Source organism: Patescibacteria group bacterium (genome assembly GCA_038065255.1).
Classification (GTDB): Bacteria; Patescibacteriota; Patescibacteriia; order JACQRZ01; family JACQRZ01; genus JBBTRI01.
This window is the reverse complement of sequence record JBBTRI010000010.1, coordinates 55964-73413: the sequence shown is the minus strand read 5'-3', so window position 1 is coordinate 73413 and position 17450 is coordinate 55964. Positions and strand designations below refer to the sequence as shown.

Sequence of the window (17450 nt, the reverse complement as noted above, 5' to 3'; positions counted from 1 at the left end):
TAATCAAACGCTGGTGTAATTATACCCCATATATCTTAATTTGACAATCGCTTTACATCAACCGGGAGCGAATTGATATCAGCAGAAACACTAATGGGTGCATGCGTGATCGCATCTGTGCCAGTAAGAATAATTTCTTTGATGATACCGGATGGCCCCGTGCTTGCATCAGTGAGAGGCGTATAATCAATTTGCACAGCAAGACCTACTTGGCGCTCCGGTTGAGCAAGGGTTGCACTGAGCGTTCCAATATGCCATGTAATAGTGTTAGATTTCTTATCATAAGAACTTTCTCCATGCAGGGTGGGAAGTATTGTGGCAATGGTAGTATTCTGGGATACAACAGCCTTTAGTACGGCGTTCTCTAACGGATGAATAGACGATGAGGCAGAAATAAAGAAAACATACCGCGTTGTTTTTCCGCTGCGTGGCGGTAGGGAGCCTCGGCCAATCTGATCGCCCTCCGGAGAATAGTAGCGTATGGATCCCTTTATTGAAGCTTGAGTATCAATCGGCATATGGATAGGAGTATCCGTAACAGTGTACTTAACATTTTTACTGAAATATGATGCAAAGGGCTTCATAGTAATTTCAAGCTTTGAATCACCGGCAAGATCGCGAATGCTATGAACATCTGATGGTTTGAGATTAAATTGAAGCGCATGTTCTTCACCAGGCTTTAGAATGTCGAGTTTTGATACTTGATTCCGTGTCCACAACCTGCGAAATGGCGTTGGCTGTAGTGCTGTAGCGCTTATGAGTGAGTCGGATGTTATGCCATACCCCTCAAGGTCAATACCAAGTTGTATGTTGGAAAGTTCTGTGTTTGAAGTGTTTTTCCATGTGAGATTCACATTGTAGGGCGTGCCTGGAGCAAGTGATGTCGGTTTGTTCTGAAAGCCTAGCTCGATAGCAAGGTCATTTTTTTCTATGGGGAGTAATAACTCCGACCTACGCTGTATAATTGCTTGTCCATTTCTCTTAAGAGAAAGCGATATATCGACACTGCGGTCTTGGGAACTGCGATTGATTGAACCCTTGATTGGCAATTGATAGCTTTCGTGGGGCTCTATTAAAGGTATTCGTATTTCTTTTTGAGCGTCATTATTGGGCTTTCCAACAAAACTTGATGGCATATCTATAAAAGCTACAATGTCTTGAATTTCAACAGAAGACCTATTCGTAATGATAACCCCTCCTTCAAAAGTATTGAGAAGGATAATGCGATCAGGGAAATCGGTGCCTATTTCGAGTGCGCTATCAGAAATTTCATAGGTAAGAATTTCTGCAACAGAATCACTAACTGACCCATCAGGAAGCTCTCCTTTTGCTGATGCCGTAATGCTTTGCCGCTCATGGATTTCACCTGCAATAGTGCCTTTGATATGAATGGTGAGTGTTTCATTTTTTCGAATGATGTTTGGAAGGGGGAGTGTAACAGTTTGCGCAGGTGAATCTGATACTGGTTCAAGAATGGTAAAATAGCGCGGTACATTAATTGAAAGCACCGGATTACTGATTGAAGTGCCGTTAGTATTTTTTATTGTTAATGTAAAACTAGCAACAGCTCCACTTATGATTGTCGGAGTATCTTGGGTAAACTTGAGTACTAACTGTGAAGAAAAAAGTGGTCCGATAAGTTGGATATAAGCAATGAAAGCAATCAATACCAGTGTGAGAACTGCCAGTGAAATATCAACTATCCAATGGATCAGGAATTGCTTTCTATTTGGATGATAATAGGTATTGTAGCGATCTTTGAGAATATCAATGAATGTTCGAGCTGCTTCTTGATCAATCGAAACATCTTTAATTTCTATTGCCGGTATGCTTGATCCATTCCTGCTCTCTTCGGGAAGCTTCAGGTTATTTGCTTTGTTATTTTGAATGCAGAGGAGGTGATCCGGATTGCTAGGGTCATGGGAGCAGTCAAATTCAACGTTGGTATTAGACATAGGTGATATTATTTCAGTGCATAGGTAAAAACCTTTGCTGTTGTAGCAATGATCTCATCCCTATTATCGCCGTTAACATCTGTAGCAAGCACTCTGATACCTCCTTTGTTTGCGGGTGAAAACGCCATAAACCCCGGATTTAGGGGATGGGCCTTACCGTCGAATACGCGAACCAAGGGAGATCCACCCTTTCCGGGCGATGTAACTATTGTGCCATAGCCACTTGAGTCGAAATGGGCCACTGCCACCGAAACGCCACCCGTAAAGGTAGGCTGATACGCGTAAAATCCTCCGCTTAGTAGTCTACCATGAGCGTCAAATATACGCACAACGGGGCTTGTTCCCGCACCCGTTGAAACAACCAATTCCTTTGAGCTGTCATTATTCAAATCGCCAATCGCTAGTCGTAACGATCCAAAAAACTTTTTACCAAGTGGGTATAATACGGCGCGTCGCGTACCGTCGGTTTCAAATACTCCAATTCCGCTTGGCTCGCCTTTCACTGTTTTTTTCTTGACAGTGCCGTTTTCCGGATATTCCCTACTCGCATAGATTATTGGTTTTTCGGGGTTTGCTGAGTCAATAGCAATATTTAGATCACCATTCCAATTTTGTCCGAATGGTTTGAACTGACTACTTGTTCCATCTGATTTAGTTATTCGCAATGTTCCTTTCTCGGCATGAATACTCGCAATACTCGTCTGAAGTGTAGACTGGTAAACAACAACAGATCCGCGGATGGATGAGTCATACGCAAAAAAACCATTACGGCGTACGTTTCCGCGCTGATCAAATACACGCGCAAATGAGCCATTGTAATAAGGTGCATTGTTGATTGTTGATAGAGGACGCAAGAGAATAACACCGTCAGAAGGACTGAGAGAAATACTGGAAACAATTGATCCGTTATTTACTTCGGGGTCCTGAGGTCCACGAATTTTTTCGAAATCTCCATCAAGATCTACGTTTGCAAGCTGAGATGATGAATTTGTAAGTACTGTCCCTTGCTGAAAATCCCTCCGCCATACCCCAGGCTTCATTTCAGAGGACATCGAATGAGTGATGGCATAGGGAGTCGTAGACGGTTTTCCGAGGTTGACGTCATATTCATCATATCGCCAGAGCTGTCCGTGGTTTTGCGTGCCATAATCAAATCCAAAATATGCATTGCCCATAAGTGCCGAGGTGAGACCAAAGCGGATTTTTTGATATATTGTATGTTCCCCGGAATTTCCGGTATTACTATTGATAATAAAAAGCGGGGGCCTTAAAGCAGCTGATGAAAGTGCAAGATAACTGCGCATGCTATCCTGCCATTCACCGTTGCCCTCCCATGGAGTAGGGAAGCTTTCAAACATTCTGCCGTTGATATACTGCTGATAGGCAGGATGCGAGCTGCCATTGATAACAATAAGTGCGTTATTACCCAAAAGCTCACGCGTATTTACAAGGAGCTGGGACATGCCAGTCTTCCAAGAAGCATCCAATAAAACGGATTGGTCGGTATGTCCATCGCTATCTGCATCGATCTGGCCATTATTTAAAAAAGAAATACTTACATCAACTTCATCATACAATATTCCATCCCACATGCCTGTGCTCATGACAGTATCATGTACGAATCGCGGCAAATACACATTCCATTCCGTCGTAACATTTAACGGCAGTGTTGATTCCCATGCGCGAACAATTGAGCCCGCTGAGTCTTTGAGATACCATTCATTCTGAATGCCACTCTTGAGCTTTTTTCGTATACCTGCTCCATCGTCAATATCTTTGATATTGATACTGCGAGAAGGGACGTAAGCAAGGATTGTGATGGTTGGATTTTTTGAGCGGGCGTAGTTAAAAAAGTCCTTATTATATACTGCTGCTTCCATGGGCAAAATGAGAACGTCATAGGAGCTAAGTGCATTGTATATTTCAGGATAAATATCTCTGCCAGCTTTGAGAAAATAGTTGGCTGTGCGTACATAATGAGTATCGGGTGCAAGCGCCGACGCATGAGGCAGGTATAATCCAAAAAAGCCGATAAATATAAGCGTAATTGGTGAAAGAAAATGCTTCATAGTGCGCTTATAGTATAAGCAAAAAGGGTAAAAAAGTCAAGGATATGATATACTATCAACTATATGGCAATGCAGGAGTACAATCCGGATATAAGCAATGCTGAGCTTCAGAGGAGTTATTGGTTTGTAACGCATTATAAAAAAATAAAGCAACTCATTGTTGTTGCGCTTATTGTTTTTGCGAGTATTACTTGGTTAGGAACGCTTTGGTCTGTTCTTTCAATATACGTATTGGCAGCTCAGCATACTGATGCCCATATTTCTGGAGTGAAACAAGTCCTTGCGCAGCAAAGCCGGCTGCCGACTATTGCTGAACCAATCATTCAATCTGTGGGAACGGCACCAGTTGCAGAGGGACTTGCAAATGCCTATGCATACTGCATTAATCCGAATGAAAACTGGTATGTACGCGGTGATCTTGTGTTTCTCCAAGGAGAAAATGTAGTGCGATCCGTTCCCATATTCTTGCTGCCAAGTGAAAAACGCTATGGTATTGGTATGGGAATTGCTTCAAGTGCCGGTACGCTTACTGCTTCATTTAGAAATCTGCGCTGGTCGTTCATTTCTGACGAAGAGAAGCGAGTTATGGCAGAAAAACGTGATATTGCAATCGGAGATACCCTTTTTATACCGTCAGATAAGAGTGGTGTCACGCGCCTTGTACCTGTCTCTAAGCTAAAGTTTACTGCAACAAATAAAACTATTTCTGACTTCTGGGAAGTGCGGTTTGGGGTTATTGCAAAGCAAAACGGGTCAATTGTTGGGATAAGTGAGGCATCTATAAATAGTTTGGATTCCGGCCAGAAAGCATCTCTTGAAACTATATGGTTTACCCAGCTGGTTGCAGCAGATGAATTTGACATTCAACCCCTTGTAGATATATTTGATCCAGCATCGTATAAGAAAAAAACTCGGTAAGAGAACTCTCGAAAATTATGCTTGCTGTATTGTGGGGATTTTTCCGACAAAGTGACCTCATTCTTTTTTGTTCTATGGCTGTGCTCATGGGGCTTGGTTTTGCTGTGCTCTATAGTATGGGTCTGGGAATAAGCGGCGATAATTTTTTTTATCTCAAACATCAGACACTGGCATTTGGCATAGGTATGGTTGCACTCCTTGTACTGAGTACCGTTCATTATCAGCAGCTGCGAACCTATAGTCTAGCGTTTTATATTGCAACGCTACTTATTCTCATTGCTGTGCTTTTTTTGGGGAGCACGATACGCGGAACAAAGGGTTGGCTTGCTATTGGAGGATTTACCCTTCAGCCTGTTGAACTGGCAAAATTAGGACTTATTATTATGCTTGCGAGGTATTTTTCTTCCTTCACGCGCCAGGTTGGGCAATTGAAGCATATTGTTATAAGCGGAAGCCTTGCACTACTGCCAATTGGTGCCGTACTGCTTCAGCCAGATTTGGGTTCCGCAGCAATATTATTTATTATCTGGCTTGGCATGATTTTGATGAGTGGAGTACCGCGTCGTTATACGATAGCAATGTGTATTATGATTGCGCTTATAGCTGTTCTTGGATGGATGTTTGTACTCAAGGATTACCAACGGCAGCGCGTGTTAACGTTTTTATCGCCAACCCATGATGTCCAAGGAAAAAGTTATAACATTCGGCAAGCACAGATAGCCATTGGTTCCGGTGAGCTTTTTGGCAGAGGTCTCGGTTTCGGTTCACAAAGCCATCTACGTTTCCTTCCGGAAAGCCAAACAGACTTTATTTTTTCCGTTATCGCAGAGGAGCTTGGATTTATCGGTGTTGGATTGCTGCTCTTTTTTTGGTTTGTGCTGCTAAGCAGACTTGTTCGCCTTATGCGCATTGTGCGTGATGATTTCGGCGTGTACTGTGTTCTTGGGGTAACGCTTTTGCTTTTTTCCCATATGGCTATAAACATTGGAGGAAATCTTGGCCTTATTCCTTTGACTGGCATTGTGTTGCCTTTTTTGAGTTATGGCGGCAGCGCATTGGTTATCGACCTTATAGGCATTGGCCTTGTTGAAAGCATTCATATTCATTCAGTATAGGATGTGAGTATTTCTTGACACTTTTCTTGACAGAAGTGCAATACCATGTAATTATAGTACCGTTGTTTATAAGATGATTTTATATTGTATATATGGAACCAATAGCATTAAAGGCAACAGTGCGAACTGTACAGGGTAAGGCCGTAGAAAAATTGCGAAAACAAAAGCTTATACCGGCTGTAATTTATGGTGCAGGAAGCAACCAATCTGTTGCTGTTGAGTATATCCCATTTGAAAAAGCCTATCGGTCGTGTGGCGAATCAACACTCCTTGATTTGGCAGTGGATTCAGCTACACCTATTAAAGTGTTGGTGCATGAAGTGCAGCTCGAGCCTATTCGCGGGAAATACCTGCACATTGACTTCTATCAGGTTAATATGGACAAAAAACTAATAGTTCATATTCCTTTGGTATTTATGAACGATGCAAGGGCGGTCAAAGAGCTCGGTGGCATATTTGTGAAACAAATAGATGAAGTTGAGGTGAAGTGTTTGCCGGGTGATCTTGTTTCAGAAATCCGCGTAGATATCTCTCCATTGGCAACATTTGAAGATGTATTGCGCGTTGCAGACATTCAATTACCCAAAGGCATTGAAATTTTGAATGAAGGCAATGGTATTATTGCGTCAGTGATGCCGCCAGTTTCAGAAGCAGAGCTTGCAGCAATGGAACAACAGCAGGCAACAGATGTTTCTAAGATTGAAGTTGTAGGCAAGGCTAAGAAAGAAGAAGGCGAGGCAGTAGTTGAAAAAGCTAAGTAATTTTACCGCCATGAAACTAGGAGGGCACCCCCACCAGCTCATTGGAATTTCAGGAAAAATGGCTTCCGGGAAGGGAAGTGTTTCGAAGTATCTTGTTAAAGAATATAATGCAGAAAAGCATGCCTCTTCTGGTCCATTGCGAGCGATTGTCGACATATTCGGTATACCTCAGTCACGCGTAAATCTTTCTGATTTATCTACGTTTTTGCGTGAAACATACGGTGAGCAAGTAATAGCGCATGCAATGCTTAAACTTCTCACTGAAAGCAAGGCGCCCATTACATTGTTTGATGGCATGAGGCGCTTGATTGATGTTCATACATTTCGTCAACTTCCAAACTTTACATTTATTTTTGTCGATTGCGATGAGCAGATACGGTATCAACGATATGTAGTGCGTAACGAAAATGCAGGTGATGCGGAAATGAGTTGGGATGAATTTCAAAAGAGGGGACAGGCTGAAACAGAAGTGCAGATTGATCAGCTTAAGACCTATGCGGATATTGTTATAGACAATAGCGGAACGTATGAGGAATTGATTATCCAGACGCGCTCAGCGGTTGAGGAGATTTTAAAAAAGTAATTGTGACTGATACACCTACAATAAAAAAAATCATCGCATTTACTGGTCGTAAAGCGTGTGGCAAGGGTGTGGCTGGAAACTTGCTTGCAGAGAAGTACGGGGCACTTCGAATTGATTATTCGAGTTCTCTGCATGAAGCATTGAATATTTTAGGCATTCCGGAAACTCAGGATACTATTCCAAAACTTTCAAGCTTTCTGCGTTCCCGCTTTGGCGTTGATGTCATGCAGAGAGCCGTAGTAAAGAAAATCCGCGCATCATCTGCCTCACGTATATCATTATTCGGTGCACGGCGCCTGACAGATTTTGATGATATAAAAAAAGAGTTTTCATTTCATTTATTGTATATTGATTCTAATTTTGAAGCCCGTTATCAGCGCTATATTGCACGCAATCAGAGGGCGGGCGATAGCGAAATGGATAGAGAGCGGTTTCGTCTCAAAGACGAGGAAGAGCCGGAACTTCAAATTGAATCATTGAAGCCATTGGCAGATGCTGTGATCGATAATAATGCGACACTCCAAGAGTTTGAAAAGAAATTATTGGAGGTGTTTGATACGCTAGATCTATAGCCGAATTTCTGCTACGCGTGTTCTGCCTGCCAGGTCTCTATGAAATACTACTGAGGCAGATGGTAGGTATTTTTTTATTGCAGTTTTGATGTACAGTCTTTGTACAGAACCTATTTCTAGAAAAATAATACCATTTTTATCGAGATGGTTGCCACATGTTTTTATAATGGCGTCGAGTAGGGCGCGTCCATTATCCTTAGCCACAAGAGATCCACGTGGTTCGTACTTTAATTCAGGGTATTTTTTAAGAGCCGTACTGTATTCTTTGGTAGAAAGATAGGGTGGGTTTGAAACGATGATATCAAAGCGTTTTGGCGAAGCGGGATAGAGATTGGCTCTAAGGATGCGAACACGCTTTTCACAACCAAAATGTTTGACATTTTTTCTTGCGAGAGATAGAGCTTTTGATGATATATCAGTACCGACAAGATTGAGTTTAGGATGTTGAAGTGCAAGTGTAATTGCAATACAGCCGGATCCCGTTCCAATATCCAAAATATTCTTTTTTTCAGGATACTCCAAAAGGTAGCGGCTCACACACTCAACAAGCACTTCTGTATCGGGGCGAGGAATAAGTACGGATGAGTTTACAAAAAACGCAGATCCGTAAAATTCTTTATATCCAACAAGATACGCGCAAGGCACTCTCTGTGCCCTTTTTTTGATGAACCCTCGAAAACCTTGTAGCTGTTTTTTTGAAAAACTTTGTTCACTATGGGCAAAAAGATACGAACGTTCAACCTTGAGGATATGCGCCAATAGCACCTCGCTATCAAGTTGAGATGTTGAGATGGCAGCCTTTTTGAGGAGTTTTTGAGATTCCCCAAGTGCTTGAAAAATGGTCATTGTTGAGTGGCAAAATGTTTTGAAAGGCGGGGAGACTGCGCCTCTTTGGTGTAATTAGAATCCATTGCATCATACACAGCTGTGGGCTGCTCAGTCATGCGACAGAATTTAATTTTTGAAATCGGCTGCCCATCGCGGAGAACTATTTCTTCAAAGGGGCGCACTTCAAGAACCAGGCGTCGGCCCGCCACTTCACCGCTTAGGCCCCATCCCCAGCCCGGGTCAATAAACCCTGCGTAGTGAGCGCGGAATTCTCCGGACTTTTCATCCATAGGGACCATTTCGCATGCTAGTGTAGGGCTCACTTGGACGCGCTCCTTTGTATAGAGAATATAAAAAGCTCCTTGACGCAGGCGAATATGCCCATTTATTTTTCTAAGTGGCTGGAAGAAATCCGTTGGCTGATAGAAATTCCGCTTTGAAACGTCAAGAACATGTGAGGAACCAAGGCATTCCCACCCAACAGTATCCATGTCGAGGTCAACACTCAAAATAAGAGAACTATCATTATCTGAAGCAAGTTCACTAAATGGAATGCTCCGCGCATCCCTATCGTACAGGAGGGGAGACGCAAAATAACTGTCTCTAAGTTCTAAATAACTAAGTGTCGTATCTGCATTAAAAAAACGGATTTGCGAGAGGGATTCATCGGGCGGAAGAAGAACGGGAAATGACTTTGGCGTAATAAGTGTCCATAGCTCGCCGGAATAGCCACCGGGCATAATGGTATCATAGCGCGGTACACCATCTGCGATAACGCGTGTCTGAATGTCGATTCTTCCTGTTGATGATTTTGGATTGCAGATGCAGTGGACATCGGAAGGAAGATGCATGATTTCTTTGATGCGGGCGATATAGGTGACGTTTTTTTCCAGTGGGTGGCTGAGATGATGCAGCGTGGGACGCGCAAGTTTCAATAGATCACGGACTGCCTCGCCCTTCCGAGGAAGAAATACTTGTTCAATTCTATAGACTTCGGAAGTAAGCGTAAGGTCAAGTGAAGCAGGGCGGATGTTTTTTTCATCCGCGTTTTTTACAAACCCATCTGAAATGAGTTTTGTAATTGCCTGGGAGGGGAGTGCACCTGGTTGGTTCATATAGAAAAAGACTAGCACTGATATGAAAAAGTGCAACACTAGAATAATATGTGACAATATTATTCCTCATCGGTGCCAGTGGCATCTTCACCAAATGTCCCCTCGCGGTCGGCTTTGCGAAGAGTATTCATGACACTGTCAAGGTTGCCATCGAGGATATCGGAAATGTTGTGCCAGCTGTGCTTGATACGGTGATCGGTGATCCTGCTTTGAGGAAAGTTATACGTACGTATTTTTTCTGATCTGTCACCCGTGCCAACCATTTTTTTTCGTTGCTGCGAGAGAGCTGACGCTTGCCTTTCCTGCTCTGCAGCCAGAAGTCTGCTTCGAAGGACAGTCATTGCTCGCTCACGGTTTTGGAGCTGTGATCTTTCATCCTGACAGCTGACTGCTATTCCTGTGGGAATATGCGTTACTCGTACAGCTGAGTAGGTCGTATTCACTGATTGTCCTCCATGTCCTCCAGCGCAGAAAGTATCAATTCGCAAATCCTTGGGTTCAATGGTGATATCCACTTCTTCGGCTTCTGGGATTACTGCAATAGTGACAGTAGACGTATGAATGCGCCCGCTTTTTTCAGTTTCCGGCACGCGCTGGACACGGTGTACACCTGCTTCGTATTTCATTAAGCGATAAACATTCTCACCGACTATTTCAAAAATAACTTCCTTAAATCCTCCAATTCCAATCCTATTTTCACTCACCAAATGTACCTTCCAACCCATTTTTTCCGAATAGAGTGTATACATACGGAACAGACTTGCTGCAAAGAGAGCAGCTTCATCGCCTCCTGCACCAGCTCGAATTTCCACAAAAATATCCTTTTTATCGAGAGGATCCGACGGATTAAAATACTCTTCAATCACTTCAGCATATTCTGTAAGCTGCTGTTCAATCTGGCGCTGCTCTTGCACTGCCAGGTCCCGCAATTCAGTATCAGTCTCATCGAGTGCCATTTTTTTTGCATGAACTAAAGACTCTTGGAGTTCAGAATATTTTTGGATAGCATCAATCATTCGTTGCACCTCCCGATATTCTTTGGTTGCAGAAAAATATCCCTTCTGATTTTTTAGTAATTCCGGATCGCTTAATTGCTGCTCAAGGGAGTGTTTTTTTTCTTCCAGTTGTTGGTTTTGAGCTAATGTAACCATATACTTTTGCTATATTTACATGCAACAAAAAAACATGCTGACCAATAATGCATGCCTTTTTGCTCAAAAATGTTACGCTTCGTTTTTCTGCGATGCTGAACGTGCGCGCTTGACTTTTCGTCCCTTTCGCACTGCTGAAACAGTCTCTTTCTTCTGGGAACGCTGTTTAAAGCGTTCAACACGGCCTGCTGTATCTACGAGTTTCTGGGTGCCGGTATAGAAAGGATGGCATTTGCTGCAGAGTTCTACTGAAATTGTTTGCATGGTTGAACCAATAGTTGCAACATTGCCGCATGCGCACGAGATTGACGCCTGAGGGTAGTAGGTTGGATGTATTGATTGTTTCATAGTCGTATTAATTCTCATATCAGCATACTAGCAGACTTCTCAAAACGGTGCAAGATGGGCGATTGGAGATTATTGTCCTGGCCGTTCAAGACCCCCCTTGATACATGCTAAGATATGCGAATAATTGTTATAATATTCGTCCTTGGCAACAAACTCTCGTGAATGGTGAGAAATAGTGGGTTTTTTTCGAAGTCCTACGGCACGGGAAGAGCCCATCATCATGGAAGCAACAAGGGCGATTTTATTTTCCAATTTAATCTGAGGATTGATCTCGTCTGACACACCCTTAAATACTGTCGGCAACTTTTTATCAACTTGCACTGTTCCGAGATATTCTTCTGCGCAGGCAAGTGCATGCGCAAGAGATATACCGCCTACGTCCAATGTGATTGACCCATGCCGCGAATCTTTATCAAATCGAATGTTAAATCCCGGCAAGATAAATGAAAGCCGATCTTGTGAATGAGCTGAGTCATGCTGTATGCCGATTTCACACGCATTGACTATTTTTGCATACCCCTTGTTGAACGGAAAAGATTTGTTTTTTTGGAGTGCAGATGACAATTGCTCCCATAAATTACTATAGTGTTGCAGTAATGCCTCAATATCATAGATTGAAGCAAAAACCGGCAGGCGAACTTCTCCGTTCTCAATGACTTTCTGTCGATCTGGCATTGGAAAAACGTCGATAAGCCTTGATTGGTTGTAGTATTCTACGTACGCACTACGTAAGCGTAAAATTTCTTTTTCGCGCAAGAGATACTCTTGAGGAGATATGGCTAAAGAAGTATCTTTTACAACGCATGGAATGACACATTGATTGCGTGATAGTTTACCCAAGAAATGTTCTAGTAGAAGAAAGGAAAAATGGCAGCACTCCATGATGAGTAATTCACATTCACGTTTACAATCATGAAGAAAACTTCTTGTAATTTCATCATTGCAGCGTTCACTGAGTAATGCGAAGACCTTATTGATTGAAAAAAGAGCTTTCTCAGCAGTTGTTAGGTGTACTTCATACCATTTTTCAGGATTAAATTCGGCATAGTCTTTTGATTCTAGTCTTGAAGGGTGCCTCGCAAGGATGCCTGGAAGCTGGGTTCTGGCCAACACGGTTGCTGCTCCAATAAGTGGGTGTATTTCAATCAGACGTTTGTAGAAATGGTTATGTCCCGCTTTTTGCCCAAATGCTTTTGAGCATGCCGTGCTCAGTTCTTGCTCTGTAAGAAGTGGCGAATGGAGTATGTTTAGGACTGGTAAGATATTGTAGCCGGAAACACCCCAATCTCTGCCATTGGAGTCCGCAATGAATTGATATGAAGTCCCACTTTTATCCCGAATAACAAAAGTTTCTACCACTCCCGGGTTCCTTCGTGCAGGATTTGTGACATTGAATTTTCCAATTTGATCACGCATGTCTCGGGCAATTTTACGCGCTTCTTTAGACGCATGAAGCATCACTTTTCTTAATTCCGGAATAAGTGATGTTTCAGATCTCTCGCGAAGTTTTTCCAGTCCATCATCATGATTCGGCATATGACCTTTAGAGATGAGTTTCCTTATAAATACTATAGTTTAATGCGCGCATTATAGCACATTTTGGCACTTTTGTCAAGGATAATGCGCGCTTTTTCTTATGGATATAATGTTAATTGTATTAAGATGAGTATGACAAAATAGCAGTAGCGACTAGTACCTTAGCGTACAAGAATCATTACCCGTTTACCGTAAGAGGAGTTGAAACCATACGGTCAGCGGGTTTTTTATTTCCAAGATACCTCTTGCATATTTTTAGAAGGTAGTGTAGACTCATGATATTAGTTTTTAATATCTCATCTTTCCGGCATCTCCTTGATCCTCCGCGTGAGGACATACATACGGAAAGAGAAGACGAAAGGAGACACTATGGTAGTATTACCGGAAATTGTTGATATGCTCAAAAGCGGCGTACATTTTGGGCATAAAAAATCACGCAGGCATCCCAAAATGGAGCCGTATATTTTTGCAATACGCAATGAAGTCCATGTGATCGATTTGGACAAAACACTTGATTGCCTTAACAAAGCCCTTGAGTTTGTGAAGGATATTGCAAAACGTGGCGGTGTGGTATTATTTGTAGGTACCAAGAAACAAGCACAGAATGCAATCGAAGCAGCTGCACAGAGCTGTGGTATGCCGTATATTAACCATCGATGGATTGGCGGCACCCTTACGAACTTTGCCGTTATTTCAAAGCTCATCAAAAAATTTAAGAAAATGAAAGAGAAGATGGAGTCTGGCGAGCTTGCGGCAAAATATACGAAAAAAGAACAGTTGGACTTCTCGCGCGAAATAGATGAACTTCGTGCAAATCTTGGAGGTATTCAAGATTTAACAAAAATGCCTGATGCAATGATTCTTGTTGACTTGATTGCTGAAGGAACAGCTCTTCGTGAGGCTCGAAAACGGCATGTACCCACCATTGCCCTCTGTGACACAAATGTAAATCCGGAGTTAATAGACTACCCGGTTCCTAGCAATGATGATGCGATCAAGGCAATTGAATTAATGATGAATGCTTTCTCTGCTGCAATCCAGGAAGGCTCAAAAGAGCGAGTTGTTGAAAAAGAGAAGGAAATTGGTGCCATTCCTGTAGAAAACAAAGTTCAAAAGACAAAAGCATCCGCTCTAAAAGCAGACGAGCATCATGCGGCAGTGAATTTATAACACATTTTAAACCCTACAATTATATGGCAGACGCAGGACTTATCATGAAGTTACGTACATTAACCGGCGCAGGCATTGTCGATTGCCAGAAAGCTCTTGAAGAGAGCGGAGGTGATTACGACAAGGCAGTTGAATTACTTCGAAAACGAGGTCAGAAAGTCGCCGCTGCAAAACAAGAACGTGAGACAAAAGAGGGTATTGTGCATGCCTATATTCACGGCCAGGGGCGAGTGGGTGTGCTTGTTGAAATATCCTGTGAAACTGATTTTGTTGCTCGCAATGACGAATTCAAGGCATTTGCGCACGATATTGCAATGCACATCGCCGCCGCAAACCCACTCTACGTGAAGCCGGAAGACATTCCCTCTGAAGTAATTGAAAAGGAAAAAGAAATCTATAAAGATCAAATGGCTAGTGAGAAAAAGCCGGATGAGATCAAAGAAAAGATTATTGTTGGTAAATTAAACAAGTATTATCAGGAAACATGCCTACTGAATCAGTTGTTTATCAAGGATGATTCTCTGACTATTCAGCAATTGCTCGCAGCCACGATTGCCAAAACAGGGGAGAATATCCAAATACGAAGGTTTTGCAGGTTTAGCTTGTAATTCATTCAAGGTGAGATATACTAAAGCTGGAAGCGATTATACGTTTCCAGCTTTTTTATAATACATTTTTTATGGCAAAACCAATTCGAATTGCAATCAATGGATTCGGTCGCATAGGCAGGAACGCCTTTAAAGCAGGGTTTGGAAATCCTAAGTTAGAATTTGTTGCTGTGAATGACCTTACGGATTCTGAAACGCTTGCACATTTGCTTCAGCACGATACAGTTTTTGGAAACTATGAAAGAACAGTCAAGGCAAAGGGTGCGGATATCACCGTAGGTGGAATGCTTATAAAAGTACTAGCGGAAAAAGAACCATCAAAACTTCCATGGAAAGATCTTAAGATTGATGTTGTGCTTGAATGTACCGGAAGATTTGCCAGTCCTGAGGGCGCACAGCAACATATAGCAGCAGGTGCGCGGAAAGTGATTGTATCTGCTCCGGTAAAAGGGGGTATAGTCCCAACGTATGTGCTTGGCACAAATGCATCTGCGTATTCAAATGAACCGATTATCAACAACGCTTCATGTACCACAAATTGCATTTCGCCCGTAGCGTCAGTGATCCATTCACAATTCGGCATTAAGAAAGCCCTTATGTCTACAGTGCATGCCATAACTGCGGAGCAAAATCTTGTTGATGGTCCACCGCCTGGCCTGAAGAAAGGGGACTTACGGCGAGCACGAGGGGCATATCAAAATATTATTCCTACAACAACAGGTGCCGCAATTGCAACAACGGAAACTATTCCTGAGCTTAAAGGTCTTTTTGATGGCATTGCCATTCGCGTGCCAGTACCGGTTGTATCGCTGACTGATTTTGTTTTTCTCCTAAAAAAGAAAACAACAGTTGAGGAGATAAATACTGCATTTGTCGCAGCATCAAAGAATAAATTCTACAAAGGTATACTTGGTGTTACTAATGAGCCTGTAGTATCATCTGATTTTATCAAGAGCAGCTACTCGGCAGTTGTGGATCTTTCTATGACCAAGGTGGTAGACGGAGATTTTGTAAAAGTGATCGCATGGTACGACAATGAGTGGGGCTATTCTTGCCGTTTGGTTGAGATGGCACTTCATATTGGAAAATGAGGCACTGTATGAACATATTCAACTTGTTTAAGACAAGAGCGACAGAACCGTTTAGCAAAGAAAATGCACAACTCTTTCTCACCAAAGCTGGAATTCCGGAAGGTGTAATACATTTTATTCATCAAACATCTGGATATAATCCAAAAATATCAGAAAACGGCGTGAATATAACAATAGCAGGCGATCTCAATAATGAGGAATTGAAAAAACTTGCAATCCTTGCAGTATATTTTCCTTCATTTGAAAAATGGCAACTTGTTTCAACGGAATCTCCGCAAGGAATACCAACCGGATCAAAAAGAGTGCCATGCATAATAAGCTATTGCTTAAAGGAGGTATTCCTTTAGCTTGTGGTTATATAGATTATTCTATGATTCTTAAGACACTTGATGATATTGATCTCAAAGGTAAGCGCGTACTGTTTCGCGTTGCCTATGATGTTCCCCTGCGCCGGAAAGGCATCGGTTGGATCGTTGCGGATGACAGCAGGATTCGTGCTACTATACCAACACTCCGACATCTTATCAAAAAGAAGTGTCGGATAGTTATTGTTACATACTTGAACCGGCCCGGAGGAAAGGTGGTAGAAAAAGATAAGCTCAACCCTGTCGCAAAATCACTTTCCACAATCATTAATCGCCCCGTCAAAAAACTCGATACTTGTACCGGTCCTGATGTGCAAAAGGCATTGGATGCCATGAAGCCCAGTGATATCGTTATGCTGGAAAATGTTCGTTTTTCTCAAGGAGAAGAGACAAACGATGCTGCATTTGCTGCAACGCTCGCTTCGTATGCCGATTGTGTTGTTTTTGATGCATTTGCTCAAAGCCATCGGGAATGCCCCTCTATCACCGGAATTCTTTCACTGCTGCCGAGTGTGTGTGGTTTGAGCATGCTGCAGGAATACAAAACGCTCACCAGTTTACTTGCGAAGCCAAAGTATCCTTTTGTTGTTGTGATGGGGGGAGCAAAGATTTCAGACAAAGTAGAAGCGCTTGAACACTTGCTTGGCATAGCTGATATTATTTTGATTGGCGGAGCGATGGCGCATAATTTTTTGAAAGCAGAAGGAGTAAAGATTTCAGCATCACTTATTGAAGATCCACCGATCGACAGTAAAAAGCGCCAGCAACATATGTACTCTGTCGCTGAGCATATTTTGGCAAAAGCAAAGGGTATTTTTGTTAATCTTGGCCATAATCAGTCAATCCCAAAACTTGTGCTTCCGATTGACCTGGTCGCAGCTTCAAAAGCTCAAGATCTCGCTCAAACAGAAATTGTCGACCTTACCGGAGATCATCCTCTGCCATGGAATTGGATGTATTTGGATATTGGCCCCAATACTGCCAACTATTATTCGTCAATTATCAAAAAAGCCAAGACAATCTTCTGGAATGGGCCCATGGGATATTCAGAGCTCCAACAATTTTCTACCGGAACGAAAGCAATTGCAGAAAGTATAGCTGCAAATAAGGGTACAACGATTATCGGAGGGGGAGATACGGAGATAGTCATAAAATCACTTGGGTTGCACAAAAAATATTCCTTTGTTTCCACTGGCGGTGGAGCTTCTCTTTATGTGTTGGCGGGAAAGGAGTTGCCTGTTTTACCTTATCTTAAAAAATCATAA

Annotated in this window: 17 protein-coding genes; 10 read left to right on the top strand and 7 right to left on the bottom strand. The window is 42.5% G+C overall.

The annotated features are described in order from the left end of the window. Positions 1 to 35 precede the first annotated feature (35 nt). Together AAB400_03000 and AAB400_02995 are read right to left on the bottom strand one after the other, a co-directional pair. Positions 36 to 1955: a hypothetical protein gene (locus AAB400_03000; protein ID MEK7648860.1), complete on the bottom strand. Its 1920-nt coding sequence runs from the start codon at positions 1953 to 1955 to the stop codon at positions 36 to 38. 8 nt (positions 1956 to 1963) lie between these two features. Continuing rightward, on the bottom strand, positions 1964 to 4024 hold the full coding sequence (locus AAB400_02995; GenBank protein MEK7648859.1) for a putative glycoside hydrolase: 2061 nt from the start codon (positions 4022 to 4024) through the stop codon (positions 1964 to 1966). A gap of 63 nt (positions 4025 to 4087) precedes the next feature. Between AAB400_02995 and AAB400_02990 the strand changes: the two genes are divergently transcribed. From AAB400_02990 to AAB400_02970, 5 genes are all read left to right on the top strand, one after another. After that, positions 4088 to 4942 (top strand): hypothetical protein, encoded by an 855-nt coding sequence (locus AAB400_02990; GenBank protein ID MEK7648858.1) that lies wholly within the window; start codon positions 4088 to 4090, stop codon positions 4940 to 4942. Positions 4943 to 4959: 17 nt separating this feature from the next. Beyond that, entirely contained in the window at positions 4960 to 6057 is a 1098-nt protein-coding gene (gene rodA, locus AAB400_02985; GenBank protein ID MEK7648857.1) for a rod shape-determining protein RodA, read from the top strand. A gap of 92 nt (positions 6058 to 6149) precedes the next feature. After that, positions 6150 to 6818 carry a 50S ribosomal protein L25 gene (locus AAB400_02980; GenBank protein ID MEK7648856.1) on the top strand — a complete coding sequence of 223 codons (669 nt, stop codon included), beginning with the start codon at positions 6150 to 6152 and terminating at the stop codon, positions 6816 to 6818. 10 nt (positions 6819 to 6828) lie between these two features. Then, a complete protein-coding gene (locus tag AAB400_02975) occupies positions 6829 to 7401 on the top strand; it encodes a hypothetical protein (GenBank protein MEK7648855.1) in 573 nt (190 codons plus the stop codon). A gap of 2 nt (positions 7402 to 7403) precedes the next feature. Then, entirely contained in the window at positions 7404 to 7973 is a 570-nt protein-coding gene (locus AAB400_02970) for a hypothetical protein (GenBank protein ID MEK7648854.1), read from the top strand. Here AAB400_02970 and prmC read toward each other — a convergent pair. From prmC to AAB400_02945, 5 genes are all read right to left on the bottom strand, one after another. Then, positions 7968 to 8819: a peptide chain release factor N(5)-glutamine methyltransferase gene (prmC, locus tag AAB400_02965; GenBank protein ID MEK7648853.1), complete on the bottom strand. Its 852-nt coding sequence runs from the start codon at positions 8817 to 8819 to the stop codon at positions 7968 to 7970. The genes AAB400_02970 and prmC overlap by 6 nt on opposite strands. Further along, complete coding sequence (locus tag AAB400_02960) at positions 8816 to 9916, bottom strand: 2'-deoxycytidine 5'-triphosphate deaminase (protein ID MEK7648852.1); 1101 nt, start codon at positions 9914 to 9916, stop codon at positions 8816 to 8818. The genes prmC and AAB400_02960 overlap by 4 nt, the downstream gene beginning before the upstream one ends. Before the next feature lie 59 nt (positions 9917 to 9975). Further along, positions 9976 to 11067 (bottom strand): peptide chain release factor 1, encoded by a 1092-nt coding sequence (prfA, locus tag AAB400_02955; GenBank protein MEK7648851.1) that lies wholly within the window; start codon positions 11065 to 11067, stop codon positions 9976 to 9978. 72 nt (positions 11068 to 11139) lie between these two features. Then, the gene (gene rpmE, locus AAB400_02950) at positions 11140 to 11415 is read right to left on the bottom strand and encodes a 50S ribosomal protein L31 (GenBank protein ID MEK7648850.1); all 276 of its coding nucleotides are present in this window, start codon (positions 11413 to 11415) and stop codon (positions 11140 to 11142) included. A 69-nt stretch (positions 11416 to 11484) separates the two neighbouring features. Continuing rightward, positions 11485 to 12951: a hypothetical protein gene (locus tag AAB400_02945; GenBank protein ID MEK7648849.1), complete on the bottom strand. Its 1467-nt coding sequence runs from the start codon at positions 12949 to 12951 to the stop codon at positions 11485 to 11487. A gap of 369 nt (positions 12952 to 13320) precedes the next feature. On the opposite strand from AAB400_02945, the gene rpsB reads away from it, so the two are divergent. The 5 genes from rpsB (at position 13321) to AAB400_02920 (ending at position 17450) form a co-directional block, all read left to right on the top strand. Beyond that, the gene (gene rpsB, locus AAB400_02940; protein ID MEK7648848.1) at positions 13321 to 14121 is read left to right on the top strand and encodes a 30S ribosomal protein S2; all 801 of its coding nucleotides are present in this window, start codon (positions 13321 to 13323) and stop codon (positions 14119 to 14121) included. Between the two features lie 23 nt (positions 14122 to 14144). Next, entirely contained in the window at positions 14145 to 14729 is a 585-nt protein-coding gene (locus AAB400_02935; GenBank protein MEK7648847.1) for a translation elongation factor Ts, read from the top strand. A gap of 71 nt (positions 14730 to 14800) precedes the next feature. Then, entirely contained in the window at positions 14801 to 15820 is a 1020-nt protein-coding gene (gene gap, locus AAB400_02930; protein MEK7648846.1) for a type I glyceraldehyde-3-phosphate dehydrogenase, read from the top strand. A gap of 8 nt (positions 15821 to 15828) precedes the next feature. Beyond that, the gene (locus AAB400_02925; GenBank protein ID MEK7648845.1) at positions 15829 to 16167 is read left to right on the top strand and encodes a hypothetical protein; all 339 of its coding nucleotides are present in this window, start codon (positions 15829 to 15831) and stop codon (positions 16165 to 16167) included. 23 nt (positions 16168 to 16190) lie between these two features. Then, complete coding sequence (locus tag AAB400_02920; protein MEK7648844.1) at positions 16191 to 17450, top strand: phosphoglycerate kinase; 1260 nt, start codon at positions 16191 to 16193, stop codon at positions 17448 to 17450.